Origin of the sequence: Escherichia coli DSM 30083 = JCM 1649 = ATCC 11775, assembly GCF_003697165.2 — a bacterium.
Taxonomy (GTDB): Bacteria; Pseudomonadota; Gammaproteobacteria; order Enterobacterales; family Enterobacteriaceae; genus Escherichia; species Escherichia coli.
Window position 1 is genome coordinate 1,439,076 of sequence record NZ_CP033092.2, and the last position, 25,794, is coordinate 1,464,869.

At 54.7% G+C, this 25,794-nt stretch carries 27 protein-coding genes and 1 pseudogene; 21 read left to right on the top strand and 7 right to left on the bottom strand.

Annotated features, from left to right (window positions below; translation table 11 throughout):
* The first annotated feature begins 7 nt into the window (after positions 1–7).
* The 10 genes from eutE to eutR all read left to right on the top strand — a co-directional run bounded on the left by eutE (position 8) and on the right by eutR (position 10,839).
* Positions 8–1,411, top strand: coding sequence for an aldehyde dehydrogenase family protein (eutE, locus tag EAS44_RS07855; RefSeq protein ID WP_001075686.1), 1,404 nt, complete (start codon positions 8–10; stop codon positions 1,409–1,411).
* A 10-nt stretch (positions 1,412–1,421) separates the two neighbouring features.
* A complete protein-coding gene (gene eutJ / locus EAS44_RS07860) occupies positions 1,422–2,258 on the top strand; it encodes an ethanolamine utilization protein EutJ (protein ID WP_000929720.1) in 837 nt (278 codons plus the stop codon).
* Positions 2,248–3,435 carry an ethanolamine utilization ethanol dehydrogenase EutG gene (gene eutG / locus EAS44_RS07865; RefSeq protein WP_001305216.1) on the top strand — a complete coding sequence of 396 codons (1,188 nt, stop codon included), beginning with the start codon at positions 2,248–2,250 and terminating at the stop codon, positions 3,433–3,435. The genes eutJ and eutG overlap by 11 nt, the downstream gene beginning before the upstream one ends.
* A 216-nt stretch (positions 3,436–3,651) precedes the next feature.
* Positions 3,652–4,878, top strand: a complete 1,227-nt coding sequence (gene eutH / locus EAS44_RS07870; RefSeq protein ID WP_000512390.1) for an ethanolamine utilization protein EutH — start codon at positions 3,652–3,654, stop codon at positions 4,876–4,878.
* Entirely contained in the window at positions 4,875–6,278 is a 1,404-nt protein-coding gene (gene eutA / locus EAS44_RS07875; RefSeq protein WP_001097487.1) for an ethanolamine ammonia-lyase reactivating factor EutA, read from the top strand. The genes eutH and eutA overlap by 4 nt, the downstream gene beginning before the upstream one ends.
* 11 nt (positions 6,279–6,289) lie before the next feature.
* Entirely contained in the window at positions 6,290–7,651 is a 1,362-nt protein-coding gene (gene eutB / locus EAS44_RS07880) for an ethanolamine ammonia-lyase subunit alpha (protein WP_000769952.1), read from the top strand.
* A gap of 20 nt (positions 7,652–7,671) precedes the next feature.
* Positions 7,672–8,559, top strand: a complete 888-nt coding sequence (eutC, locus tag EAS44_RS07885; protein ID WP_000372316.1) for an ethanolamine ammonia-lyase subunit beta — start codon at positions 7,672–7,674, stop codon at positions 8,557–8,559.
* A gap of 9 nt (positions 8,560–8,568) precedes the next feature.
* A complete protein-coding gene (gene eutL, locus EAS44_RS07890) occupies positions 8,569–9,228 on the top strand; it encodes an ethanolamine utilization microcompartment protein EutL (RefSeq protein WP_001111047.1) in 660 nt (219 codons plus the stop codon).
* A 12-nt stretch (positions 9,229–9,240) separates the two neighbouring features.
* Entirely contained in the window at positions 9,241–9,741 is a 501-nt protein-coding gene (eutK, locus tag EAS44_RS07895; protein ID WP_001295463.1) for an ethanolamine utilization microcompartment protein EutK, read from the top strand.
* 45 nt (positions 9,742–9,786) lie between these two features.
* Positions 9,787–10,839, top strand: coding sequence for an HTH-type transcriptional regulator EutR (eutR, locus tag EAS44_RS07900; RefSeq protein ID WP_000753709.1), 1,053 nt, complete (start codon positions 9,787–9,789; stop codon positions 10,837–10,839).
* Positions 10,840–10,844: 5 nt separating this feature from the next.
* Here the strand turns inward: eutR and hemF are convergent, their stop codons facing one another.
* Together hemF and amiA are read right to left on the bottom strand one after the other, a co-directional pair.
* Positions 10,845–11,744: an oxygen-dependent coproporphyrinogen oxidase gene (hemF, locus tag EAS44_RS07905; protein ID WP_001298446.1), complete on the bottom strand. Its 900-nt coding sequence runs from the start codon at positions 11,742–11,744 to the stop codon at positions 10,845–10,847.
* A gap of 3 nt (positions 11,745–11,747) precedes the next feature.
* Entirely contained in the window at positions 11,748–12,617 is an 870-nt protein-coding gene (amiA, locus tag EAS44_RS07910; RefSeq protein WP_000102910.1) for an N-acetylmuramoyl-L-alanine amidase AmiA, read from the bottom strand.
* Between the two features lie 213 nt (positions 12,618–12,830).
* Here amiA and ypeA point away from each other — a divergent pair, with 213 nt between their 5' ends.
* The 4 genes from ypeA to yfeX all read left to right on the top strand — a co-directional run bounded on the left by ypeA (position 12,831) and on the right by yfeX (position 15,323).
* Positions 12,831–13,256 carry a GNAT family acetyltransferase gene (ypeA, locus tag EAS44_RS07915; RefSeq protein WP_000406000.1) on the top strand — a complete coding sequence of 142 codons (426 nt, stop codon included), beginning with the start codon at positions 12,831–12,833 and terminating at the stop codon, positions 13,254–13,256.
* A complete protein-coding gene (gene yfeZ / locus EAS44_RS07920; RefSeq protein ID WP_001331810.1) occupies positions 13,243–13,692 on the top strand; it encodes a DUF2919 domain-containing protein in 450 nt (149 codons plus the stop codon). Before ypeA ends, yfeZ begins: the two co-directional genes overlap by 14 nt.
* Positions 13,693–13,752: 60 nt before the next feature.
* Positions 13,753–14,328, top strand: a complete 576-nt coding sequence (gene yfeY / locus EAS44_RS07925) for an RpoE-regulated lipoprotein (protein WP_000838948.1) — start codon at positions 13,753–13,755, stop codon at positions 14,326–14,328.
* Between the two features lie 95 nt (positions 14,329–14,423).
* Positions 14,424–15,323 carry a porphyrinogen peroxidase gene (gene yfeX / locus EAS44_RS07930; RefSeq protein ID WP_000084590.1) on the top strand — a complete coding sequence of 300 codons (900 nt, stop codon included), beginning with the start codon at positions 14,424–14,426 and terminating at the stop codon, positions 15,321–15,323.
* An 88-nt stretch (positions 15,324–15,411) separates the two neighbouring features.
* On the opposite strand, the pseudogene EAS44_RS25530 reads toward yfeX, so the two are convergent.
* The 3 genes and pseudogenes from EAS44_RS25530 to murQ form a co-directional block, all read right to left on the bottom strand.
* A pseudogene (locus tag EAS44_RS25530) lies at positions 15,412–15,498 on the bottom strand (hypothetical protein); the annotation flags it as partial.
* Between the two features lie 2 nt (positions 15,499–15,500).
* On the bottom strand, positions 15,501–16,925 hold the full coding sequence (gene murP / locus EAS44_RS07935) for a PTS N-acetylmuramic acid transporter subunit IIBC (protein ID WP_001040463.1): 1,425 nt from the start codon (positions 16,923–16,925) through the stop codon (positions 15,501–15,503).
* Positions 16,926–16,928: 3 nt separating this feature from the next.
* Complete coding sequence (murQ, locus tag EAS44_RS07940; protein WP_001175632.1) at positions 16,929–17,825, bottom strand: N-acetylmuramic acid 6-phosphate etherase; 897 nt, start codon at positions 17,823–17,825, stop codon at positions 16,929–16,931.
* A gap of 279 nt (positions 17,826–18,104) precedes the next feature.
* On the opposite strand from murQ, the gene ucpA reads away from it, so the two are divergent.
* From ucpA to cysM, 6 genes are all read left to right on the top strand, one after another.
* On the top strand, positions 18,105–18,896 hold the full coding sequence (gene ucpA / locus EAS44_RS07950) for an SDR family oxidoreductase UcpA (protein WP_000517443.1): 792 nt from the start codon (positions 18,105–18,107) through the stop codon (positions 18,894–18,896).
* Positions 18,897–19,053: 157 nt separating this feature from the next.
* A complete protein-coding gene (gene cysP, locus EAS44_RS07955) occupies positions 19,054–20,070 on the top strand; it encodes a thiosulfate/sulfate ABC transporter substrate-binding protein CysP (protein WP_000290262.1) in 1,017 nt (338 codons plus the stop codon).
* Entirely contained in the window at positions 20,070–20,903 is an 834-nt protein-coding gene (gene cysT, locus EAS44_RS07960; protein WP_000458408.1) for a sulfate/thiosulfate ABC transporter permease CysT, read from the top strand. Before cysP ends, cysT begins: the two co-directional genes overlap by 1 nt.
* Positions 20,903–21,778: a sulfate/thiosulfate ABC transporter permease CysW gene (cysW, locus tag EAS44_RS07965; RefSeq protein ID WP_000852686.1), complete on the top strand. Its 876-nt coding sequence runs from the start codon at positions 20,903–20,905 to the stop codon at positions 21,776–21,778. The genes cysT and cysW overlap by 1 nt, the downstream gene beginning before the upstream one ends.
* Positions 21,768–22,865, top strand: coding sequence for a sulfate/thiosulfate ABC transporter ATP-binding protein CysA (gene cysA / locus EAS44_RS07970; RefSeq protein ID WP_000021034.1), 1,098 nt, complete (start codon positions 21,768–21,770; stop codon positions 22,863–22,865). Before cysW ends, cysA begins: the two co-directional genes overlap by 11 nt.
* Before the next feature lie 134 nt (positions 22,866–22,999).
* Positions 23,000–23,911, top strand: a complete 912-nt coding sequence (gene cysM, locus EAS44_RS07975) for a cysteine synthase B (protein WP_000105467.1) — start codon at positions 23,000–23,002, stop codon at positions 23,909–23,911.
* A gap of 2 nt (positions 23,912–23,913) precedes the next feature.
* Here the strand turns inward: cysM and yfeK are convergent, their stop codons facing one another.
* A complete protein-coding gene (gene yfeK, locus EAS44_RS07980; protein ID WP_000724596.1) occupies positions 23,914–24,282 on the bottom strand; it encodes a YfeK family protein in 369 nt (122 codons plus the stop codon).
* A 104-nt stretch (positions 24,283–24,386) separates the two neighbouring features.
* Here yfeK and pdxK point away from each other — a divergent pair, with 104 nt between their 5' ends.
* Positions 24,387–25,238, top strand: a complete 852-nt coding sequence (gene pdxK, locus EAS44_RS07985; RefSeq protein WP_000096640.1) for a pyridoxine/pyridoxal/pyridoxamine kinase — start codon at positions 24,387–24,389, stop codon at positions 25,236–25,238.
* A 42-nt stretch (positions 25,239–25,280) separates the two neighbouring features.
* On the opposite strand, the gene crr is transcribed toward pdxK, so the two are convergent.
* Complete coding sequence (gene crr / locus EAS44_RS07990) at positions 25,281–25,790, bottom strand: PTS glucose transporter subunit IIA (protein ID WP_000522247.1); 510 nt, start codon at positions 25,788–25,790, stop codon at positions 25,281–25,283.
* Positions 25,791–25,794: the final 4 nt, after the last annotated feature.

Below are 25,794 nucleotides of genomic sequence, written 5' to 3' on the forward strand. Positions count from 1 at the left end.
GAACATCATGAATCAACAGGATATTGAACAGGTGGTGAAAGCGGTACTGCTGAAAATGCAAAGCAGTGACACGCCGCCCGCCGCCGTTCATGAGATGGGCGTTTTCGCGTCCCTGGATGACGCCGTTGCGGCAGCCAAAGTCGCCCAGCAAGGGTTAAAAAGCGTGGCAATGCGCCAGTTAGCCATTGCTGCCATTCGTGAAGCAGGCGAAAAACACGCCAGAGATTTAGCGGAACTTGCCGTCAGTGAAACCGGCATGGGGCGCGTTGAAGATAAATTTGCCAAAAACGTCGCTCAGGCGCGCGGCACACCAGGCGTTGAGTGCCTCTCTCCGCAAGTGCTGACTGGCGACAACGGCCTGACCCTAATTGAAAACGCACCCTGGGGCGTGGTGGCTTCGGTGACGCCTTCCACTAACCCGGCGGCAACCGTAATTAACAACGCCATCAGCCTGATTGCCGCGGGCAACAGCGTCATTTTTGCCCCGCATCCGGCGGCGAAAAAAGTCTCCCAGCGGGCGATCACGCTGCTCAACCAGGCGATTGTTGCCGCAGGCGGGCCGGAAAACTTACTGGTTACCGTAGCAAATCCGGATATCGAAACCGCGCAACGCTTGTTCAAGTTTCCGGGTATCGGCCTGCTGGTGGTGACCGGCGGCGAAGCGGTAGTGGAAGCGGCGCGCAAACACACCAATAAACGTCTGATTGCCGCAGGCGCTGGCAACCCGCCGGTAGTGGTGGATGAAACCGCCGACCTCGCCCGTGCTGCTCAGTCCATCGTCAAAGGCGCGTCTTTCGATAACAACATCATTTGTGCCGACGAAAAGGTACTGATTGTTGTTGATAGCGTAGCCGATGAACTGATGCGTCTGATGGAAGGCCAGCATGCGGTGAAACTGACCGCAGAGCAGGCGCAGCAACTGCAACCGGTGTTGCTGAAAAATATCGACGAGCGCGGAAAAGGCACCGTCAGCCGTGACTGGGTTGGTCGCGATGCGGCGAAAATCGCGGCGGCAATCGGCCTTAAAGTTCCGGAACAAACGCGACTGCTGTTTGTAGAAACCACCGCAGAACATCCGTTTGCCGTGACCGAACTGATGATGCCGGTGCTGCCCGTCGTGCGCGTCGCCAACGTGGCGGATGCCATTGCGCTGGCGGTGAAACTGGAAGGCGGTTGCCACCACACGGCGGCAATGCACTCGCGCAATATCGAAAACATGAACCAGATGGCGAACGCCATTGATACCAGCATTTTCGTTAAGAACGGACCGTGTATTGCCGGGCTGGGGCTGGGCGGGGAAGGCTGGACCACGATGACCATCACCACGCCAACCGGTGAAGGGGTAACCAGCGCGCGGACGTTTGTCCGTCTGCGTCGCTGTGTATTAGTCGATGCGTTTCGCATTGTTTAAGGAGTAACCGATGGCGCACGATGAACAATGGCTCACCCCACGTCTGCAAACGGCGGCAACGCTGTGTAACCAGACGCCTGCCGCGACGGAATCTCCGCTGTGGCTGGGGGTGGATCTGGGCACTTGCGATGTGGTGTCGATGGTTGTCGACCGCGACGGTCAGCCGGTGGCGGTATGCCTCGACTGGGCCGATGTGGTCCGCGACGGCATCGTCTGGGATTTCTTCGGTGCGGTCACCATTGTTCGTCGCCATCTCGACACCCTTGAGCAGCAATTCGGTCGCCGTTTTAGCCATGCGGCGACCTCATTTCCTCCTGGTACGGACCCGCGTATTTCCATCAACGTGCTGGAGTCTGCTGGACTGGAAGTGAGCCATGTGCTGGATGAGCCAACCGCAGTCGCGGATCTGCTGCAACTGGACAACGCCGGTGTAGTGGATATCGGCGGTGGCACTACTGGTATTGCCATCGTGAAAAAGGGCAAGGTGACGTACTCGGCGGATGAAGCCACCGGCGGACATCACATCTCTCTGACTCTCGCCGGAAATCGCCGTATTTCGCTGGAAGAGGCAGAGCAGTACAAACGCGGTCACGGTGACGAGATTTGGCCCGCGGTGAAACCGGTGTACGAAAAAATGGCGGACATTGTGGCCCGGCATATTGAAGGGCAGGGCATTACGGATTTATGGCTGGCGGGCGGTTCCTGTATGCAACCGGGCGTAGCTGCGCTGTTTTGCAAACAATTTCCGGCGTTACAGGTGCATTTACCGCAGCACAGTTTGTTTATGACCCCGCTGGCAATCGCCAGTAGTGGGCGAGAGAAAGCGGAGGGGATCTATGCAAAGTGAATTGCAAACGGCGCTTTTTCAGGCGTTCGATACCCTGAATCTGCAACGGGTAAAAACATTTAGCGTTCCACCGGTGACGCTTTGCGGTCCGGGCGCGGTGAGCAGTTGCGGGCAGCAAGCGCAAACGCGTGGGTTGAAACATCTGTTCGTGATGGCAGACAGCTTTTTGCATCAGGCAGGGATGACCGCCGGGCTGACACGTAGCCTGGCCGTTAAAGGTATCGCCATGACGCTCTGGCCATGTCCGGTGGGCGAACCGTGCATCACCGACGTGTGTGCAGCCGTGGCGCAGTTGCGTGAATCAGGTTGTGACGGGGTGATCGCGTTTGGCGGCGGCTCGGTGCTGGATGCGGCGAAAGCCGTTGCGTTGCTGGTGACGAACCCCGATAGCACGCTGGCAGAAATGTCAGAAACCAGCGTCCTGCAACCGCGCCTGCCGTTGATTGCCATTCCAACGACCGCCGGAACCGGCTCTGAAACGACTAACGTGACGGTGATTATCGATGCGGTAAGCGGGCGCAAACAGGTGTTAGCCCATGCCTCGCTGATGCCGGATGTGGCGATTCTCGACGCTGCGCTGACCGAAGGCGTGCCGTCGCATGTCACGGCGATGACTGGCATTGATGCGTTAACCCATGCCATTGAAGCGTACAGCGCGCTGAACGCTACACCGTTTACCGACAGCCTGGCGATTGGTGCCATTGCGATGATTGGCAAATCACTGCCGAAAGCGGTGGGCTACGGCCATGACCTTGCCGCGCGCGAGAGCATGTTGCTGGCTTCATGTATGGCGGGAATGGCGTTTTCCAGCGCCGGGCTTGGGTTATGCCACGCGATGGCGCATCAGCCAGGGGCGGCGCTGCATATTCCGCACGGTCTGGCGAACGCCATGTTGTTGCCAACGGTGATGGAATTTAACCGGATGGTTTGTCGTGATCGGTTTAGTCAGATTGGTCGGGCGCTGCGAACTAAAAAATCCGACGATCGTGACGCTATTAACGCGGTAAGTGAGCTGATTGCTGAAGTTGGGATTGGTAAACGACTGGGCGATGTTGGTGCGACATCTGCGCATTACGGCGCATGGGCGCAGGCCGCGCTGGAAGATATTTGTCTGCGCAGTAACCCGCGTACCGCCAGCCTGGAGCAGATTGTCGGCCTGTACGCAGCGGCGCAATAAATGCCGGATGCGACGCTTGCCGCGTCTTATCCGGCCGACGGGATTGCACATATAGGGCGGATAAGGCGTTCACGCCGCATCCGCCAGTGGCGCGGTGCAATTGCCGGATGCGACGCTTGCCGCGTCTTATCTGGCCTTCGGGATTGCACATGTAGGGCGGATAAGGCGTTCACGCCGCATCCGCCAATAAATAACAACTAACAGGGAGTAAAGGCGATGGGAATTAACGAAATCATCATGTACATCATGATGTTCTTTATGCTGATAGCTGCCGTAGACAGGATCCTGTCGCAGTTCGGCGGTTCTGCTCGTTTCCTCGGTAAGTTCGGTAAAAGTATCGAAGGATCCGGCGGTCAGTTCGAAGAAGGCTTTATGGCAATGGGCGCTCTGGGCCTGGCGATGGTCGGTATGACCGCACTGGCACCGGTACTGGCCCACGTTCTCGGACCGGTGATTATCCCGGTTTACGAAATGCTCGGCGCAAACCCGTCAATGTTCGCCGGAACACTGCTGGCGTGCGATATGGGCGGCTTCTTCCTCGCCAAAGAGCTGGCGGGCGGTGACGTAGCAGCGTGGCTATACTCTGGGTTAATTCTCGGGTCGATGATGGGGCCAACGATTGTGTTTTCCATTCCAGTGGCGCTCGGCATTATCGAACCTTCTGACCGTCGTTATCTGGCGCTCGGCGTGCTGGCGGGCATAGTGACCATTCCGATTGGCTGTATCGCTGGTGGTCTGGTAGCGATGTACTCCGGTGTGCAGATCAACGGCCAGCCTGTTGAATTCACCTTTGCGCTGATCCTGATGAACATGATCCCGGTACTTATCGTTGCGGTGCTGGTGGCGCTGGGACTGAAATTCATCCCGGAAAAAATGATCAACGGCTTCCAGATCTTCGCCAAATTCCTCGTTGCATTGATCACCCTCGGTCTTGCCGCTGCGGTAGTGAAATTCCTCCTTGGCTGGGAACTGATCCCGGGTCTTGATCCTATCTTTATGGCCCCTGGCGATAAACCCGGTGAAGTGATGCGCGCCATTGAAGTTATCGGCTCGATCTCCTGCGTTCTGTTAGGGGCGTATCCGATGGTACTGCTGCTGACTCGCTGGTTTGAAAAACCGCTGATGAGTGTCGGTAACGTGCTGAATATGAACAATATCGCGGCAGCCGGCATGGTGGCAACGCTTGCCAACAACATTCCGATGTTTGGCATGATGAAGCAGATGGATACCCGCGGCAAAGTCATCAACTGCGCCTTCGCCGTTTCCGCTGCTTTCGCCCTGGGCGACCATTTAGGCTTCGCCGCTGCCAACATGAACGCCATGATCTTCCCGATGATTGTCGGCAAATTGATCGGCGGCGTAACGGCAATTGGCGTGGCGATGATGCTGGTGCCAAAAGAAGACGCGACCGCGGCTAAAACTGAAGCGGAGGCGCAATCGTGAACACTCGCCAGCTACTGAGCGTCGGTATCGATATCGGCACCACCACCACCCAGGTGATCTTCTCCCACCTGGAGCTGGTTAACCGTGCGGCGGTGTCGCAGGTGCCGCGCTACGAATTCATCAAACGCGAAATTAGCTGGCAAAGCCCGGTGTTTTTTACCCCTGTCGATAAACAGGGTGGTTTAAAAGAAGCGGAACTGAAAACCTTAATCCTCGAGCAATATCAGGCTGCGGGCATTGCGCCGGAAAGCGTTGATTCTGGTGCCATCATTATCACCGGTGAAAGCGCAAAAACCCGCAACGCTCGCCCGGCGGTGATGGCGCTCTCCCGGTCGCTGGGCGATTTTGTCGTCGCCAGCGCCGGGCCGCATCTTGAATCCGTGATCGCCGGACACGGTGCCGGGGCGCAAACCCTTTCTGAACAACGGCTGTGTCGGGTCCTGAATATCGATATCGGGGGTGGCACCGCGAACTACGCCCTGTTCGATGCCGGAAAAATCAGCGGCACTGCCTGCCTCAACGTCGGCGGTCGCCTGCTGGAAACCGACAGCCAGGGGCGCGTGGTTTACGCTCATAAACCGGGGCAGATGATTGTGGATGAGTGCTTCGGTGCCGGTACTGACGCCCGTTCGCTGACCGGCGCGCAGCTGGTGCAGGTTACTCGCCGGATGGCAGAGCTGATTGTCGAAGTGATTGACGGAACGCTCTCGCCGCTCGCGCAGGCATTGATGCAAACCGGTTTGCTGCCCGCAGGTGTTACGCCCGAAATCATTACGCTTTCTGGCGGCGTGGGCGAATGTTATCGCCACCAGCCCGCCGACCCGTTCTGTTTTGCCGATATAGGCCCGCTTCTGGCAACGGCGCTGCATGACCATCCGCGTCTGCGTGAGATGAACGTGCAGTTTCCGGCGCAAACCGTGCGCGCCACGGTGATTGGCGCGGGTGCTCATACCCTTTCGCTCTCTGGCAGCACAATCTGGCTGGAGGGCGTACAACTGCCGCTGCGCAATTTGCCGGTGGCGATCCCGATTGATGAAACGGATCTGGTCAGTGCCTGGCAACAGGCGCTGATTCAACTGGATCTTTGCCCCAAAACTGACGCGTATGTGCTGGCGCTTCCCGCCTCGCTGCCTGTGCGTTACGCCGCGGTACTGACGGTCATCAACGCGCTGGTCGATTTCGTCGCGCGTTTTCCGAATCCGCATCCCCTGCTGGTGGTGGCCGGGCAGGACTTTGGTAAAGCTCTGGGCATGTTGTTGCGCCCACAGCTACAACAACTCCCGTTGGCAGTCATTGACGAAGTGATTGTCCGCGCGGGGGACTATATCGACATTGGTACGCCTCTTTTTGGCGGATCGGTTGTGCCGGTGACGGTGAAATCACTCGCATTTCCTTCCTGAGGGAACGACTTATGAAACTAAAGACCACATTGTTCGGCAATGTATATCAGTTTAAGGATGTAAAAGAGGTGCTGGCTAAAGCCAACGAACTGCGTTCGGGGGATGTGCTGGCGGGCGTTGCTGCGGCAAGCTCACAGGAGCGCGTGGCGGCAAAGCAGGTGTTGTCGGAAATGACCGTAGCGGACATCCGCAATAATCCGGTGATTGCCTATGAAGATGACTGCGTGACGCGGCTGATTCAGGACGACGTTAACGAAACGGCCTACAACCAGATTAAAAACTGGAGCATCAGCGAACTGCGTGAGTATGTGCTGAGCGATGAAACCAGCGTGGACGACATTGCCTTTACCCGCAAAGGGCTGACCTCGGAAGTGGTGGCGGCGGTAGCGAAGATTTGCTCCAACGCGGACCTGATCTACGGCGCGAAGAAAATGCCGGTGATCAAAAAGGCCAATACCACCATTGGTATTCCGGGCACCTTTAGCGCCCGTTTGCAGCCGAATGATACCCGTGACGACGTGCAAAGTATCGCCGCGCAAATCTACGAAGGGCTTTCCTTCGGGGTGGGCGATGCGGTGATCGGCGTTAACCCGGTGACTGACGACGTGGAAAACTTAAGCCGCGTGTTGGATACCATCTATGGCGTGATCGACAAATTCAACATCCCAACTCAGGGCTGCGTACTGGCGCACGTCACCACCCAGATCGAAGCGATCCGTCGTGGCGCACCAGGCGGGCTGATTTTCCAGAGTATCTGCGGCAGCGAAAAAGGGCTGAAAGAGTTTGGCGTAGAGCTGGCGATGCTCGCTGAAGCACGCGCAGTGGGCGCGGAGTTCAACCGTATCGCCGGGGAAAACTGTCTCTACTTCGAAACCGGACAAGGCTCGGCGCTATCCGCTGGCGCTAACTTCGGCGCAGACCAGGTGACGATGGAAGCGCGTAACTATGGGCTGGCGCGTCATTACGATCCGTTTATCGTCAACACCGTGGTCGGTTTTATTGGGCCGGAGTATCTCTACAACGACCGCCAGATTATCCGCGCAGGCTTAGAAGATCACTTTATGGGTAAGCTGAGCGGCATCTCTATGGGCTGTGACTGCTGCTACACCAACCACGCTGACGCTGACCAGAACCTCAACGAAAACCTGATGATCCTGCTCGCCACCGCAGGCTGCAACTACATCATGGGGATGCCGCTGGGCGATGACATCATGCTCAACTATCAGACCACCGCATTCCACGACACAGCCACTGTGCGTCAGTTACTCAACCTGCGCCCGTCACCGGAGTTTGAACGCTGGCTGGAAAGCATGGGCATTATGGCAAACGGTCGCCTGACCAAACGGGCGGGCGATCCGTCACTGTTCTTCTGATGACGCGGAGATAACACATCATGGATCAAAAACAGATTGAAGAAATTGTACGCAGCGTGATGGCGTCAATGGGACAAGCGGCCCCCGCGCCGTCAGAAGCAAAGTGCGCCACCACCAACTGTGCGGCACCGGTGACCTCGGAAAGCTGCGCGCTGGATTTAGGTTCTGCGGAAGCAAAAGCGTGGATTGGTGTTGAAAACCCGCATCGCGCAGACGTATTAACAGAACTGCGTCGCAGCACCGTGGCCCGCGTTTGTACCGGTCGTGCCGGTCCGCGTCCGCGCACCCAGGCGTTGCTGCGTTTCCTGGCCGATCACTCTCGTTCGAAAGATACCGTTCTGAAAGAAGTACCGGAAGAGTGGGTGAAAGCGCAGGGCTTGCTGGAAGTCCGCTCCGAAATCAGCGACAAAAATCTCTACCTGACTCGTCCGGATATGGGCCGCCGCCTGTGTGCAGAAGCTGTTGAAGCGCTGAAAGCACAGTGTGTTGCTAATCCGGACGTGCAGGTCGTTATTTCTGATGGCCTGTCAACTGATGCGATCACCGTGAACTACGAAGAGATCCTGCCGCCGCTGATGGCGGGCCTGAAGCAAGCCGGGCTGAAAGTCGGTACGCCATTCTTTGTACGTTATGGTCGCGTGAAGATTGAAGATCAGATCGGTGAGATCCTAGGCGCGAAAGTAGTGATCCTGCTGGTGGGCGAACGTCCGGGGTTGGGGCAGTCAGAAAGCCTCTCCTGCTACGCCGTTTACTCGCCGCGTATGGCGACCACCGTTGAGGCCGATCGCACCTGTATATCTAATATTCACCAGGGCGGCACGCCGCCGGTTGAAGCCGCAGCCGTCATTGTGGATTTGGCGAAACGTATGCTGGAGCAGAAAGCATCCGGCATCAACATGACCCGATAAGGAGGCATCATGCCAGCTTTAGATTTGATTCGACCGTCGGTAACCGCCATGCGGGTGATTGCCTCCGTTAACGCCGAATTTGCACGTGAACTGAAATTGCCGCCGCATATTCGTAGCCTCGGGCTGATTTCTGCTGATTCAGATGACGTCACCTACATTGCGGCTGACGAAGCGACCAAGCAGGCGATGGTCGAAGTGGTATATGGTCGCTCGCTGTATGCGGGCGCTGCACACGGCCCGTCACCGACTGCCGGTGAGGTGCTGATTATGCTTGGTGGACCAAACCCGGCGGAAGTGCGTGCTGGTCTGGATGCGATGGTTGCGAATATTGAAAATGGCGCTGCTTTCCAGTGGGCAAACGACGCAGAAAACACAGCCTTCCTGGCACATGTAGTTTCGCGTACCGGTTCTTATCTCTCATCAACCGCCGGGATCACGCTTGGCGATCCGATGGCGTATCTGGTGGCACCGCCGCTGGAAGCGACCTACGGCATTGATGCAGCGTTGAAATCTGCCGACGTGCAGTTGGTGACCTATGTCCCGCCACCGTCTGAAACCAACTACTCGGCAGCATTTTTAACCGGTAGCCAGGCCGCGTGTAAAGCAGCCTGTAACGCCTTTACCGATGCAGTGCTGGAAATCGCGCGTAATCCAATCCAGCGTGCGTAACGGAGGTTGCCGATGATCAATGCACTGGGATTGCTGGAAGTGGACGGCATGGTCGCCGCGATAGATGCAGCTGATGCCATGCTCAAAGCAGCTAACGTTCGTCTGCTCAGTCACGAAGTGCTTGACCCTGGTCGCCTAACGCTGGTGGTGGAAGGCGATCTGGCGGCGTGTCGTGCGGCGCTGGACGCAGGTTGTGCTGCCGCGATGCGTACCGGGCGTGTCATCAGCCGTAAGGAGATCGGTCGGCCAGACGATGACACCCAGTGGCTGGTTACTGGCTTTAACCGCCAGCCGAAGCAACCCGTAAAGGAACCCGACGCGCCAGTTATCGTCGCGGAATCTGCTGACGAGTTGTTGGCGCTGTTAACATCAGTACGTCAGGGAATGACGGCAGGAGAAGTGGCTGCCCACTTTGGCTGGCCGCTGGAAAAAGCCAGAAATGCGCTCGAACAGCTCTTTTCTGCCGGGACGTTACGTAAACGCAGTAGTCGTTACCGTCTCAAGCCCCATTAACCTGTCGGAGGTGCCGGGTGTCCTACAACACCCGGCATTAACATCATGAAAAAGACCCGTACAGCCAATTTGCACCATCTTTATCATGAACCCTTACCCGAAAACCTGAAGCTCACGCCGAAGGTCGAAGTGGATAATGTTCATCAACGACAGACAACGGACGTCTATGAACATGCTTTGACAATTACCGCCTGGCAGCAGATTTACGATCAACTGCATCCGGGCAAGTTTCATGGTGAATTTACGGAAATTCTACTCGATGATATTCAGGTTTTTCGTGAATACACTGGTCTGGCGCTGCGTCAGTCGTGCCTGGTCTGGCCGAACTCGTTCTGGTTTGGCATTCCGGCGACGCGCGGTGAGCAGGGATTTATCGGTTCGCAATGTCTGGGAAGCGCAGAAATTGCGACGCGCCCTGGTGGAACCGAGTTTGAATTAAGTACGCCGGACGATTACACGATCCTTGGCGTAGTGCTTTCTGAAGATGTCATCACTCGTCAGGCTAACTTTTTGCATAATCCGGATCGGGTATTACATATGCTGCGTAGCCAGTCGGCGCTGGAAGTGAAAGAGCAGCATAAAGCCGCTCTGTGGGGCTTTGTCCAACAGGCGCTGGCGACGTTTTGCGAAAACCCGGAAAATCTCCATCAGCCTGCAGTGCGAAAAGTGCTGGGGGATAATTTGCTAATGGCGATGGGGGCGATGCTGGAAGAAGCGCAGCCAATGGTGACGGCGGAAAGCATCAGTCATCAGAGTTACCGTCGATTGCTTTCCCGCGCCCGTGAATATGTGCTGGAAAACATGTCCGAACCGGTGACGGTGCTGGACTTGTGTAATCAACTGCATGTCAGCCGCCGCACGCTACAAAACGCGTTTCACGCCATTTTGGGCATTGGTCCGAACGCGTGGCTGAAACGTATTCGCCTGAACGCCGTGCGCCGCGAACTCATAAGTCCGTGGTCACAAAGCACAACGGTAAAAGACGCCGCCATGCAGTGGGGATTCTGGCATCTTGGGCAATTTGCCACGGATTATCAGCAACTGTTTGCCGAGAAGCCGTCACTGACGCTGCATCAGCGGATGCGAGAGTGGGGGTGAGGGAGTTACACCCAATCCCTGACCTTAATAAACTCACTTAAAGCCGCTTCCGGGCTGCCATCTTTTGGCTGATAATCATACTCCCAGCGTACCAGTGGCGGCATTGACATCAGGATCGACTCGGTGCGCCCGCCAGTTTGCAGGCCAAACAGCGTGCCGCGATCCCAGACCAGATTGAACTCGACATAACGACCGCGACGGTAGAGCTGAAAATTGCGCTCGCGCTCGCCGTAGGCCATCGCTTTTCGTCGCTCTACAATTGGTAAATAAGCGTCGGTGTAGCCTTTGCCTACCGCCTGCATAAAGGCAAAACAGTGGTCGAAATCTGGCGTGTTCAGATCATCAAAGAACAGCCCGCCAATGCCGCGCTGTTCGTTACGATGTTTGAGGTAGAAGTATTCGTCGCACCACTTTTTGTAACGCGGATAAACGTCTTCGCCAAATGGCAGGCACAGGTCACGGGCGGTGCGGTGCCAGTGAATGGCGTCTTCTTCAAAACCATAGAAAGGGGTTAAATCGAAGCCGCCGCCAAACCACCAGACGGGCTCTGCACCCGGCTTTTCGGCAATAAAAAAGCGCACATTCGCGTGGCTGGTGGGGACATACGGATTATGCGGATGCACTACCAGTGAAACGCCCATCGCCTCGAAACTGCGCCCGGCAAGTTCCGGACGATGAGCGGTGGCGGAAGCAGGCATCGCCTCACCGTGGACATGTGAAAAGTTGACGCCTGCCTGTTCGAAAACACCACCATTACGCAAAACCCGACTACGCCCGCCGCCGCCAGCTTCGCGCTGCCAGCTATCTTCGACAAATTCTGCGCCATCGACGGCGCTCAACTGCTGACAAATCGTATCCTGAAGGTTGAGCAGAAACTGTTTAACCTGGTGTGCGTCGGGTTTCATCACTTACCGCTTTCTCGAGTGTGCTTTCTGGTTGTCAAACCAGTGGAAATAACTGATCACGCCTTCGGCAATCGCTGTGGCGATTTTCTGGCGAAACGCTGCAGTGCCTAACAGCCGCTCTTCTTCCGGGTTGGTGATAAACGAGGTTTCCACCAGCACCGACGGAACCGACGGCGATTTCAACACCACAAACGCGGCTTGTTCGGTATTGCGGCTGTGCAGTTTATGCACCGGCTTAATCTTTTTCAGAATATGCGAGCCGAGCGTCAGGCTGTTTTTAATAGTATCGGTTTGCACCAGATCAAACAGCACTTGCTGCAATAGGTGATCCTTGTCAGTCGCTTTTTTACCGGCAACTTCATCGGCGCGGTTTTCGCGTTCAGACAGGTATTTCGCCATTGCGCTACTTGCCCCACGGTTAGAGAGGGCAAATACCGAAGCACCGGCAGCTTTCGGGTTGGTAAAACCGTCGGCGTGAATTGACATAAACAGGTCTGCGCCGTGTTTATGGGCGATTTCAACGCGATCGTACAGTGGGATAAACGTATCGCCAGAACGCGTTAAACGCGCATCAATGCCATGATTACGCAATATGGAACGGACATTCTTGGCAATTGCCAGCACCACATGTTTTTCTTTCGAACCGTTGCGTCCGATCGCTCCGGTATCAATCCCGCCGTGGCCTGGATCGAGAACAACGACACGTCTGCCGCCGCTTTTTTTTGCTTTCGGCTTGCTGTGTCCGTTACTGGTTTTTAACGGTTCTTCTTTGGCGATGGCTTGCGACATTCCTGACAACGTCAGGGCAGCCAAACCGGCTTTCAGCACCTGGCGGCGCGAAGTGAGTGTTTTTAGTGGTTTAAAAGTGCTCATACGGCCTGAGTTGTAATAATAAAGTTCCAGATGTTATATCGTATCGCGTAATCCGTTACGACGGTTTGCTGTTGAGAATTGTTTTACTTTTCATTTCAATAGTTGACAACTCCCCATTATGCCACTTTTTCAACCGATTTTCGTCAGATATTGGCTAATTCGACCGTTCACGCCATAATCAGCCTTTTAACCCGCAAAAAGGTAACGAATACCATGGAGATACGCGTATTTCGCCAGGAAGATTTCGAAGAGGTCATCACCCTTTGGGAGCGTTGCGACTTGCTGCGTCCGTGGAACGATCCGGAAATGGACATCGAGCGTAAGATGAACCATGACGTCAGTTTGTTTCTGGTCGCTGAGGTGAACGGTGAAGTGGTCGGAACGGTGATGGGCGGTTATGACGGGCATCGCGGGTCTGCTTATTATCTTGGCGTGCATCCCGAGTTTCGTGGGCGTGGGATTGCTAATGCGTTGCTTAATCGGTTGGAGAAAAAGCTGATTGCTCGCGGCTGTCCGAAAATTCAGATCAACGTGCCGGAAGATAACGACATGGTGCTCGGAATGTATGAACGCCTGGGATATGAACACGCCGACGTGCTGAGTCTGGGTAAGCGTTTGATTGAAGATGAAGAGTACTGAGTTTTATCCTGTCCATTATGATGCGCACGGTCGCCTGCGTTTACCCTTGCTCTTCTGGCTTGTGCTATTGCTTCAGGCGCGAACCTGGGTGCTGTTTGTCATTGCCGGAGCGTCGCGCGAGCAGGGTACTGCGCTGCTAAATCTGTTTTATCCCGATCACGATAATTTCTGGCTGGGGTTGATTCCCGGTATTCCGGCGGTGCTGGCATTTTTGCTGAGTGGTCGGCGGGCTTCATTTCCCCGTATCTGGCATGTGCTCTATTTTCTGTTGCTGTTGGCGCAAGTGGTTTTACTTTGTTGGCAACCGTGGCTGTGGCTGAACGGTGAATCCGTTAGCGGTATCGGTCTGGCACTGGTAGTGGCGGATATCGTGGCGTTAATCTGGCTGCTGACCAATCGACGTTTACGCGCTTGTTTTAATGAAGAAAAAGAATAACGGCACTTTTTGGTGAATTTGCACTCCAAGCAACGTTATTGAATAACCAAAGGAAGTGACATGAAATCGCTGCGTTTAATGTTATGCGCTATGCCGTTGATGCTGACCGGCTGTTCCACGATGTCGTCAGTTAACTGGTCGGCCGCTAACCCGTGGAACTGGTTTGGATCATCCACCAAAGTGAGCGAGCAGGGCGTGGGTGAATTAACGGCGTCCACACCACTGCAAGAACAAGCCATTGCTGATGCGCTTGATGGCGATTATCGCCTGCGCAGCGGAATGAAAACCGCGAACGGCAACGTGGTGCGCTTTTTTGAAGTGATGAAAGGCGACAACGTGGCGATGGTGATTAACGGTGATCAAGGCACGATCAGCCGCATTGATGTGCTGGATAGCGATATTCCTGCTGACACCGGTGTTAAAATCGGTACACCGTTTAGTGACCTTTACAGCAAAGCATTTGGCAATTGCCAAAAGGCCGACAGTGATGATAATCGTGCCGTCGAATGTAAAGCCGAAGGCAGTCAACATATTAGCTACCAGTTCAGCGGGGAATGGAGTGGTCCTGAAGGGTTAATGCCTTCGGACGATACCCTGAAAAACTGGAAAGTCAGTAAAATTATCTGGCGGCGTTAATTTGCGTCTGAACAAACCGCCGCCGCGAAAAAACACGTAAAATAGCGCCCAACAATGCCACGGATTGCGTGGCATTATTATTTTCAGGAGGAACAATGTCTCAGGTTCAGAGTGGCATTTTGCCAGAACATTGCCGCGCGGCGATTTGGATCGAAGCCAACGTGAAAGGGGAAGTTGACGCCCTGCGTGCGGCCAGTAAAACATTTGCCGACAAACTGGCAACTTTTGAAGCGAAATTCCCGGACGCGCATCTTGGTGCGGTGGTTGCCTTTGGTAACAATACCTGGCGCGCTCTGAGCGGCGGCGTTGGGGCCGAAGAGCTGAAAGATTTTCCGGGCTACGGTAAAGGTCTTGCACCGACGACCCAGTTCGATGTGTTGATCCACATTCTTTCTCTGCGTCACGACGTGAACTTCTCTGTCGCTCAGGCGGCGATGGAAGCCTTTGGTGACTGCATTGAAGTGAAAGAAGAGATCCACGGCTTCCGTTGGGTTGAAGAGCGTGACCTGAGCGGCTTTGTTGACGGTACAGAAAACCCGGCGGGTGAAGAGACGCGCCGCGAAGTGGCTGTTATCAAAGACGGCGTGGATGCGGGCGGCAGCTATGTGTTTGTGCAGCGTTGGGAGCACAACCTGAAACAGCTCAATCGGATGAGCGTTCACGATCAAGAGATGATGATCGGGCGCACCAAAGAGGCCAACGAAGAGATTGACGGCGACGAACGTCCGGAAACCTCTCACCTGACCCGCGTTGATCTGAAAGAAGATGGCAAAGGGCTGAAGATTGTTCGTCAGAGCCTGCCGTACGGCACCGCCAGTGGCACTCACGGTCTGTACTTCTGCGCCTACTGCGCGCGTCTGCATAACATTGAGCAGCAACTGCTGAGCATGTTTGGCGATACTGATGGTAAGCGTGATGCGATGTTGCGTTTCACCAAACCGGTCACTGGCGGCTATTACTTCGCACCGTCGCTGGACAAGCTGATGGCGCTGTAAGCGTTTCTGATTCATTGATTAAAGGCCAGCCAGTAACACAACTGACTGGCCTTTTTATTACTGCTTTAACGCCTCATACACTTGATCAACTACTTTCTGTCAGAACAGGGTATTTTGCGGCGCTGACGCTACAGCTAATAGCCAGCAGAGAAAGATAGAGCATTGTCCGTTTCATAATCAGTCCAGATTGACGTTACGGCAGCCAAAGAGTGTGGTGAAAATAAACCCACTAACCCATGCCACCAGAATACCGCCAGCGTAAACCGCCATTGCCGGAAGGATGCCTTGCGCGGAAGTCATCAGCGGCAGCGCCACCAGACCAGACGGCCCGAAGGCGCTGTTTAAGCCCATCGGCAGACCCCACCAGGCTATCAGGCCGATAAACAAACCGCCCGCCGCGCCGCCTAAACAGGCGGTAACAAACGGTTTCATGCGGGGCAGGGTGACACCGTAAATCAGCGGTTCGCCAACGCCAAGCAGACCGGGAATAATCGCCCCGCGGACCTGACTGCGTAATGCACTGTGCGGTTGCGCCCGCCAGTAGAGCGCCAGCGCCGCGCCCACCTGGCCTGCGCCTGCCATTGAAAGGATGGGAAATAAGCTGTTGAATCCCTGGCTGTCCATTAACGCCAGATAAACAGGAATAAAGCCCTGATGCACGCCAAATACCACGGCGATCAGGAACAGCCCGGCTAAAACCGCACAACCGAGCGGATTACTGTTCAGGTGCATAAACAGCCACGACATGCCTTCAAACAGCCAGCCGCCCAGCGGCATAATGATCAGGTACGCAAGCGTAGCGGTGATCAGCAGGGTGATTAACGAGGTCAGCAGCATGTCGAGATCGTCGGGCATAAAGCGGCGCACCATGCCTTCGATGCGGGCGCAGGCCCACGCGGCGATCAACACGCCGATAATATTGCCGCGCGGATCGATGGGCAGACCAAAGAAATCGTGAAATCCGGCGTAGTAACCCGTGGTTGCAGTTGGGTTATAACCAAGCAAAAAGAGCGCAGCGATAATTGCGCCATTTACGCCCGTGCCACCAAATGCCTGGGCCGCGTTATAGCCCACCAGAATTACCAGGAAGGTGAACAGGCCTTTGCTGAACACCTTCATAAAATTCAGCGCATCGGGTAGCGTGCCCTGAGCATCTGCCGTAACGTGCATCACCGTGGCAATTAACGTCGCTATCCCCAGCAGCAGACCGGCGGCAATAAAACCGGGGATCAGCGGCGTGAAGATGGTGGCGAATTTGGCGAGAAATTGTTGCACGCCGGAAGTTTGTCTGGCTTTTAACTGGCGTTTATTCTGGGCGGCGATTTCTGCGGCATCCTGTACCGGTGCCTCGCCCAGCAGCTCGCTCATGGCTTTTGCGGCACGATGCGCTTTGCCTGGCCCAAAAACCACCTGCACCTGATCGCTGGTCAAAATGACGCCCTTCACGCCTTCCAGCGTTTTGATATCGGGATCAACCAATGAACTGTCATGTACACCCAGACGCAGGCGCGTCATACAGTTACCACAACTGGCGATATTTCCCGGTCCGCCGACCCGGGTAAGAATGGTGTTCAGAAGTTCACTGCTGATCTCTTTAGCCATGGGTTATTCCTTTTCCAGAGCCTTGCGAATAAAACCGCCGTGTTGATCCAGGCATTTTTTAGCTTCATCGGCATCGAGATTTTTCAGTACCATCACAATGGCCGTTTTACAGTTGCGCTCGCAAGCAATTAACGCCGCTTCCGCTTGTTCGGCATTACATCCGGTAGCGTTTTTGACGATATTGACCTGGCGCACATGCAGTTTTTCGTTGGTGGCGACCACATCGACCATCAGGTTGCCGAACACTTTGCCGGATTTAATCATCAGCCCGGTGGAGAGCATGTTGAGCACCAGTTTCTGCGCCGTGCCTGCTTTCATTCGCGAAGAACCGGTAACAACTTCGGCACCAACTACCGGCGTAATAGCAAACTCTGCGGTGGATGAAACGGCACTCCCCGGATTACAGGAAATGCCCACTGTACGGCAGCCGAGTTGGCGCGCGTATTCCAGCCCGGCAATCACATAAGGCGTGCGTCCGCTGGCCGCAATACCAACCACCACATCCTGCGCGGTTAAATTAATATTTTTCAGATCATTAACACCACCTTCCCGGCTATCTTCTGCGCCTTCCACCGCGTGCTGAATGGCATATTCGCCGCCAGCAATCAAACCAACTACCAGGCCCGGTTTCACGCCGTAGGTCGGCGGACATTCGCTGGCATCCAGAATCCCCAGACGACCGGATGTTCCCGCACCGAGATAAATCAGACGGCCGCCGCCGCTTACCTGGGTGTGGATAACATCGATCGCCGCGGCGATATCCGGCAGTACGCGCTCAACGGCGAGTGGTACGGTTTTATCTTCATCGTTGATAATCCGGCACATTTCCAGCGTTGATACGCGGTCAATTTCAGCCGAGGCGGCGTTCGAGCCTTCGGTAATCATCTTTTCAAGTTGCATCGGTGGTGACCTTAATATTTGCGATCAAATAATTGCAGATAAATGGGATCATATATCCCGATTTGATAGACACAAAGGAATCATTAAGTCCGAATATTACTCATGTGATGTCACTGAAAATGATTGCGCGCTGACGTAACGCTTGAGGTGCTGCATAAAGCAGCGACTAAATTGAGATTTTCCTGAATTAGTGAGCTGATCCGCAGCAATATTTTGTTTATCCTGTATTTTCAGAGGGAATGGAGTGTAACGCTCTGTATTAACAAGGAGAGCATTAAAATGGGTAAACTCACGGGCAAGACAGCACTGATTACGGGCGCATTGCAGGGAATTGGCGAAGGAATTGCCAGAACTTTTGCGCGTCATGGCGCAAACCTAATCTTGCTGGATATCTCCCCTGAGATCGAAAAGCTGGCGGACGAACTGTGTGGCCGTGGTCATCGCTGTACGGCGGTTGTCGCCGATGTGCGTGACCCGGCGTCGGTAGCCGCAGCTATTAAGCGCGCTAAGGAAAAAGAAGGGCGCATTGATATTCTGGTGAATAACGCAGGCGTTTGTCGTCTGGGCAGTTTCCTTGATATGAGCGATGAAGATCGCGATTTCCATATTGATATCAATATAAAAGGCGTATGGAACGTCACGAAGGCGGTGCTGCCGGAGATGATTGCCCGCAAAGATGGCCGGATTGTGATGATGTCTTCAGTCACTGGCGATATGGTGGCAGACCCGGGCGAAACGGCGTACGCCTTAACGAAAGCGGCGATTGTTGGCCTGACTAAATCGCTGGCGGTGGAGTACGCGCAGTCTGGTATTCGCGTTAACGCCATCTGCCCTGGATACGTTCGCACGCCAATGGCGGAAAGCATTGCCCGCCAGTCGAACCCGGAAGATCCAGAATCGGTGCTGACTGAAATGGCGAAAGCAATCCCGATGCGTCGCCTCGCCGATCCGCTGGAAGTCGGCGAACTGGCGGCCTTCCTCGCATCGGATGAATCCAGCTATTTAACCGGTACACAGAATGTGATTGATGGCGGCAGCACACTGCCGGAGACGGTTAGCGTCGGCATCTGATTCACCTCTGTTTCCTCCCTGCATTTGTGGGGAGGATTTCGTCTTATTCCCTTTTCAACTTCCAAATCACCAAACGGTATATAAAACCGTTACTCCTTTCACGTCCGTTATAAATATGATGGCTATTAGAAAGTCATTAAATTTATAAGGGTGCGCAATGGCCGTTAACTTACTGAAAAAGAACTCACTCGTGCTGGTTGCTTCTCTGCTACTGGCGGGCCATGTACAGGCAACGGAACTGCTGAACAGTTCTTATGACGTCTCCCGCGAGCTGTTTGCCGCCCTGAACCCGCCGTTTGAGCAACAATGGGCAAAAGATAACGGTGGCGACAAACTGACGATTAAACAATCTCATGCCGGATCATCAAAACAGGCGCTGGCAATTTTGCAGGGTTTAAAAGCCGACGTTGTCACTTATAACCAGGTGACCGACGTACAAATCCTGCACGATAAAGGCAAGCTGATCCCAGCGGACTGGCAGTCGCGCCTGCCGAATAATAGCTCGCCGTTCTACTCCACCATGGGCTTCCTGGTGCGTAAGGGCAACCCGAAGAATATCCACGACTGGAACGACCTGGTACGCTCTGACGTGAAGCTGATTTTCCCGAACCCGAAAACGTCGGGTAACGCGCGTTATACCTACCTTGCGGCATGGGGCGCAGCGGACAAAGCCGACGGTGGTGATAAAGCCAAAACCGAACAGTTTATGACCCAGTTCCTGAAAAACGTTGAAGTGTTCGATACTGGCGGTCGTGGCGCGACCACCACTTTTGCCGAGCGCGGCCTGGGCGATGTGCTGATCAGCTTCGAGTCGGAAGTGAACAACATCCGTAAACAGTATGAAGCGCAGGGCTTTGAAGTGGTGATTCCGAAAACCAACATTCTGGCGGAATTCCCGGTGGCGTGGGTCGATAAAAATGTGCAGGCCAACGGCACGGAAAAAGCGGCAAAAGCCTACCTGAACTGGCTCTACAGCCCGCAGGCGCAAACCATCATCACCGACTATTACTACCGCGTAAATAACCCGGAAGTCATGGACAAACTGAAAGATAAATTCCCGCAGACCGAGCTGTTCCGCGTGGAAGACAAATTTGGCTCCTGGACGGAAGTGATGAAAACCCACTTCACCAGCGGCGGCGAGTTAGACAAGCTGTTAGCGGCGGGGCGTAAGTAATGTTTGCCGTTTCTTCAAGACGCGTGCTGCCGGGCTTTACCTTAAGCCTCGGCACCAGTCTGCTGTTTGTGTGCCTGATTTTGCTGCTGCCGCTCTCCGCGCTGGTGATGCAACTGGCCCAGATGAGCTGGGCGCAGTACTGGGAGGTGATCACCAACCCGCAGGTGGTCGCAGCCTATAAAGTGACGCTGCTGTCGGCGTTTGTGGCATCGATTTTTAACGGCGTTTTCGGTCTGCTGATGGCGTGGATCTTAACCCGCTATCGCTTTCCGGGTCGCACGCTGCTTGATGCGCTGATGGATTTACCCTTTGCGCTGCCAACGGCAGTCGCCGGTTTAACGCTGGCCTCGCTCTTTTCCGTGAACGGTTTTTACGGTGAATGGCTGGCGAAGTTTGATATCAAAGTCACCTATACCTGGCTGGGGATTGCGGTGGCGATGGCCTTTACCAGCATTCCGTTTGTGGTGCGCACCGTGCAGCCGGTGCTGGAAGAGTTAGGCCCGGAATATGAAGAGGCGGCAGAAACGCTCGGCGCAACACGCTGGCAGAGTTTTCGCAAAGTGGTGCTGCCGGAACTATCTCCGGCGCTGGTGGCGGGTGTGGCGCTGTCATTTACCCGCAGCCTCGGTGAGTTTGGCGCGGTGATTTTTATCGCCGGGAATATCGCCTGGAAAACAGAAGTGACGTCGCTGATGATCTTTGTTCGCTTACAGGAGTTTGATTACCCGGCGGCGAGCGCGATTGCCTCGGTGATCCTCGCGGCATCGCTGCTGTTGCTGTTCTCAATTAACACTCTGCAAAGTCGCTTTGGTCGGCGTGTGGTAGGTCATTAATGGCGGAAGTGACACAATTGAAGCGTTATGACGCGCGCCCGATTAACTGGGGCAAATGGTTTCTGATTGGCATCGGGATGCTGGTATCGGCGTTCATCCTGCTGGTACCGATGATTTATATCTTCGTACAGGCGTTCAGCAAAGGACTGATGCCGGTGTTACAAAATCTGGCCGATCCGGACATGCTGCACGCCATCTGGCTGACGGTGATGATCGCGCTGATTGCCGTACCGGTAAACCTGGTGTTCGGTATTCTGCTGGCCTGGCTGGTGACGCGCTTTAACTTCCCCGGACGCCAGCTATTGCTGACGCTGCTGGACATTCCGTTTGCCGTGTCGCCGGTGGTTGCTGGTCTGGTGTATCTGCTGTTCTACGGCTCTAACGGCCCGCTGGGCGGCTGGCTGGATGAACATAATCTGCAAATTATGTTCTCCTGGCCGGGTATGGTGCTGGTCACCATCTTCGTGACGTGTCCGTTTGTGGTGCGCGAACTGGTACCGGTAATGTTAAGTCAGGGCAGCCAGGAAGACGAAGCGGCGATTTTGCTTGGCGCGTCCGGCTGGCAGATGTTCCGTCGCGTCACGCTGCCGAACATCCGCTGGGCGCTGCTTTACGGCGTGGTGCTGACCAACGCCCGCGCGATTGGCGAGTTTGGCGCGGTGTCGGTGGTTTCTGGCTCGATTCGCGGCGAAACACTTTCGCTGCCATTACAGATTGAATTGCTGGAGCAGGACTACAACACCGTTGGCTCCTTTACCGCCGCGGCGCTGTTGACGCTGATGGCGATTATCACCCTGTTTTTAAAGAGTATGTTGCAGTGGCGCCTGGAGAACCAGGAAAAACGCGCGCAGCAGGAGGAACATCATGAGCATTGAGATTGCCAATATTAAGAAGTCGTTTGGTCGCACCCAGGTGCTGAACGATATCTCACTGGATATTCCTTCTGGTCAGATGGTCGCGTTGCTGGGGCCGTCCGGTTCCGGAAAAACCACGCTGCTGCGCATTATTGCCGGGCTGGAGCATCAAACCAGCGGGCATATTCGCTTTCACGGTACCGACGTGAGCCGTCTGCACGCGCGGGACCGTAAAGTCGGTTTCGTGTTCCAGCATTACGCGCTGTTTCGCCATATGACGGTGTTTGACAATATCGCTTTTGGCCTGACGGTGTTGCCACGGCGTGAACGCCCGAATGCGGCGGCGATCAAAGCGAAAGTGACAAAATTGCTGGAGATGGTGCAGCTCGCGCATCTGGCGGATCGTTATCCGGCGCAGCTTTCCGGCGGCCAGAAACAGCGTGTGGCGCTTGCACGCGCGCTGGCTGTGGAACCGCAAATTTTGCTGCTTGATGAACCGTTTGGCGCGCTGGATGCGCAGGTGCGTAAAGAGCTGCGTCGCTGGCTGCGTCAACTGCATGAAGAACTGAAATTCACCAGCGTGTTCGTGACCCACGACCAGGAAGAGGCGACCGAAGTAGCCGATCGTGTAGTGGTGATGAGTCAGGGCAATATTGAACAAGCTGACGCACCGGATCAGGTATGGCGTGAACCGGCGACTCGTTTTGTGCTGGAGTTTATGGGCGAGGTAAACCGCCTGCAGGGAACCATTCGCGGCGGGCAGTTCCACGTTGGCGCACATCGCTGGCCGCTGGGATACACCCCCGCGTATCAGGGGCCGGTGGATCTCTTCCTGCGCCCGTGGGAAGTGGATATCAGCCGCCGTACCAGCCTCGATTCGCCGCTACCCGTACAGGTACTGGAAGCCAGCCCGAAAGGTCACTACACCCAATTAGTGGTGCAGCCGCTGGGGTGGTACAACGAACCGCTGACGGTCGTGATGCATGGCGACGATGCCCCGCAGCGTGGCGATCGTTTATACGTTGGTCTGCAACATGCGCGGCTGTATAACGGCGATGAGCGTATTGAAACCCGCGATGAGGAACTTGCTCTCGCACAAAGCGCCTGATAGGTTGAGTGAATGTTAAACGCCCGGAGGCGCTTCCCGCGATCCGGGCTTTTTAATGGCAAGGTTTTGTAACCTGTAGGTCTGATAAGACGCGTAAGCGTCGCATCAGGCAACACCACGTATGGACAGAGATCGTGAGTACATTAGAACAAACAATAGGCAATACGCCTCTGGTGAAGTTGCAGCGAATGGCGCCGGATAACGGCAGTGAAGTGTGGTTAAAACTGGAAGGCAATAACCCGGCGGGATCGGTAAAAGACCGTGCGGCGCTTTCGATGATTGTCGAGGCGGAAAAGCGCGGCGAGATTAAACCGGGTGATGTGCTGATCGAAGCCACCAGTGGTAACACCGGCATTGCGCTGGCAATGATTGCGGCGCTTAAAGGCTATCGCATGAAATTGCTGATGCCCGACAACATGAGCCAGGAACGCCGTGCGGCGATGCGTGCCTACGGTGCAGAACTGATTCTGGTCACCAAAGAACAGGGCATGGAAGGCGCACGCGATCTGGCGCTTGAAATGGCGAATCGCGGCGAAGGAAAGTTGCTCGATCAGTTCAATAATCCCGATAACCCTTACGCCCATTACACCACTACCGGGCCAGAAATCTGGCAGCAAACTGGCGGGCGTATTACCCATTTTGTCTCCAGCATGGGAACAACCGGCACTATCACCGGCGTGTCACGCTTTATGCGCGAACAATCCAAACCGGTGACCATTGTTGGCCTGCAGCCGGAAGAAGGCAGCAGTATTCCCGGCATTCGCCGCTGGCCTGCGGAATATCTGCCGGGGATTTTCAATGCTTCTCTGGTGGATGAGGTGCTGGATATTCATCAGCGCGATGCGGAAAACACCATGCGCGAACTGGCAGTGCGGGAAGGGATTTTCTGCGGCGTAAGCTCCGGCGGCGCGGTTGCCGGAGCACTGCGGGTGGCAAAAGCTAACCCTGGCGCGGTGGTGGTGGCGATCATCTGCGATCGTGGCGATCGCTACCTTTCTACCGGGGTGTTTGGGGAAGAGCATTTTAGCCAGGGGGCGGGGATTTAAGATTATTGCGCAGGCACCGTTTTATCCGTCTGCGCAATTAACGCATGTAAAAAAGGCTGTGCGTTCTCATCGCTCTTACCGGGCATCTTCACGATATACGGCTTCCCGGTAATCGATGACGACGAGGCCACCTTGTCAATAAACTGCTCGGCTGTATCAATGCGATTACGGGTATTGCCCAGCTTCAGGCGCAGATGAGAAACCGCTTCATCGCAGGTATGTTCATCACCGTTGCGCACAAATATCAAATCCTTTTTCTGTGCTAATCCCTCCAGCATGGCGTTGATACGGGCTTCTTCATGGGCCGTTAACTTCGCATAAGCGGGGAGTGTCATTAGCAGCGTAACGACCAGACAAACGATTTTCTTCACTGAATTACCTTATCCTTGTTTTGTAATAGCCGATTTGACTGCCAGAATCAGGTAAAGTTTCGGCTGGAATACGATGAGGATCATCGGCAAGGAGAAAAAATTAAATGAGTAGTTTGTTGTTGTTTAACGATAAGAGCAGGGCACTGCAGGCGGATATCGTTGCCGTGCAGTCGCAGGTAGTGTACGGCAGCGTAGGCAACAGCATTGCGGTGCCTGCTATCAAACAGAACGGCCTGAATGTCTTTGCCGTGCCGACGGTATTGCTGAGCAATACGCCGCATTATGACACTTTCTACGGTGGTGCGATTCCGGATGAATGGTTTAGCGGTTATTTGCGTGCGCTTCAGGAGCGTGATGCGCTGCGCCAACTTCGTGCTGTAACCACGGGCTATATGGGAACGGCATCGCAAATCAAAATCCTTGCCGAGTGGCTGACTGCGCTACGCAAAGACCATCCTGACCTATTGATCATGGTCGATCCGGTGATTGGCGATATTGATAGCGGAATTTATGTCAAACCTGACCTTCCCGAGGCGTATCGACAATATTTACTGCCGCTGGCACAGGGAATTACCCCCAATATCTTTGAGCTGGAAATCCTGACCGGTAAAGATTGCCGCGATCTCGACAGTGCCATTGCTGCCGCAAAAAGTCTGCTTTCAGACACATTAAAGTGGGTGGTGATTACCAGCGCCTCCGGCAATGAAGAAAATCAGGAGATGCAGGTGGTGGTGGTCAGTGCCGACAGCGTGAATGTCATTTCCCATTCCCGGGTTAAAACTGACCTGAAAGGGACTGGCGACCTGTTTTGTGCTCAGCTTATCAGTGGTTTGCTGAAAGGGAAGGCGTTAACCGATGCGGTACACCGCGCGGGGTTGCGCGTACTGGAAGTGATGCGCTATACCCAGCAGCATGAGAGCGATGAATTGATTTTGCCGCCTCTGGCTGAAGCATAAAAAAATGGCGCCGATGGGCGCCATTTTTCACTGCAGCAAGAATTACTTCTTGATGCGGATAACCGGGGTTTCACCCACGGTTACGCTACCGGACAGTTTGATCAGTTCTTTGATTTCGTCCATGTTGGAGATAACAACCGGAGTCAGGGTTGACTTGGCTTTCTCTTCCAGCAGCGGCAGATCAAATTCAATGACAGTATCACCAACTTTCACGCGCTGACCTTCTTCAGCAATACGCTTGAAGCCTTCGCCTTTCAGTTCAACGGTGTCGATACCGAAGTGGACGAACAGCTCAACGCCGCTATCAGATTCGATAGAGAACGCATGGTTGGTTTCAAAGATTTTACCAATGGTGCCGTCTACAGGCGCGACCATTTTGTTACCCGTTGGTTTGATAGCAATGCCATCACCAACGATTTTTTCCGCAAAAACGACATCCGGCACGTCTTCGATATTGACGATCTCGCCAGAGAGCGGAGCAATGATCTCAATAGTTCCGGTATCCTTCTTGTCGTCGGAAACCAGAGATTTCAGTTTATCGAACAAACCCATGATC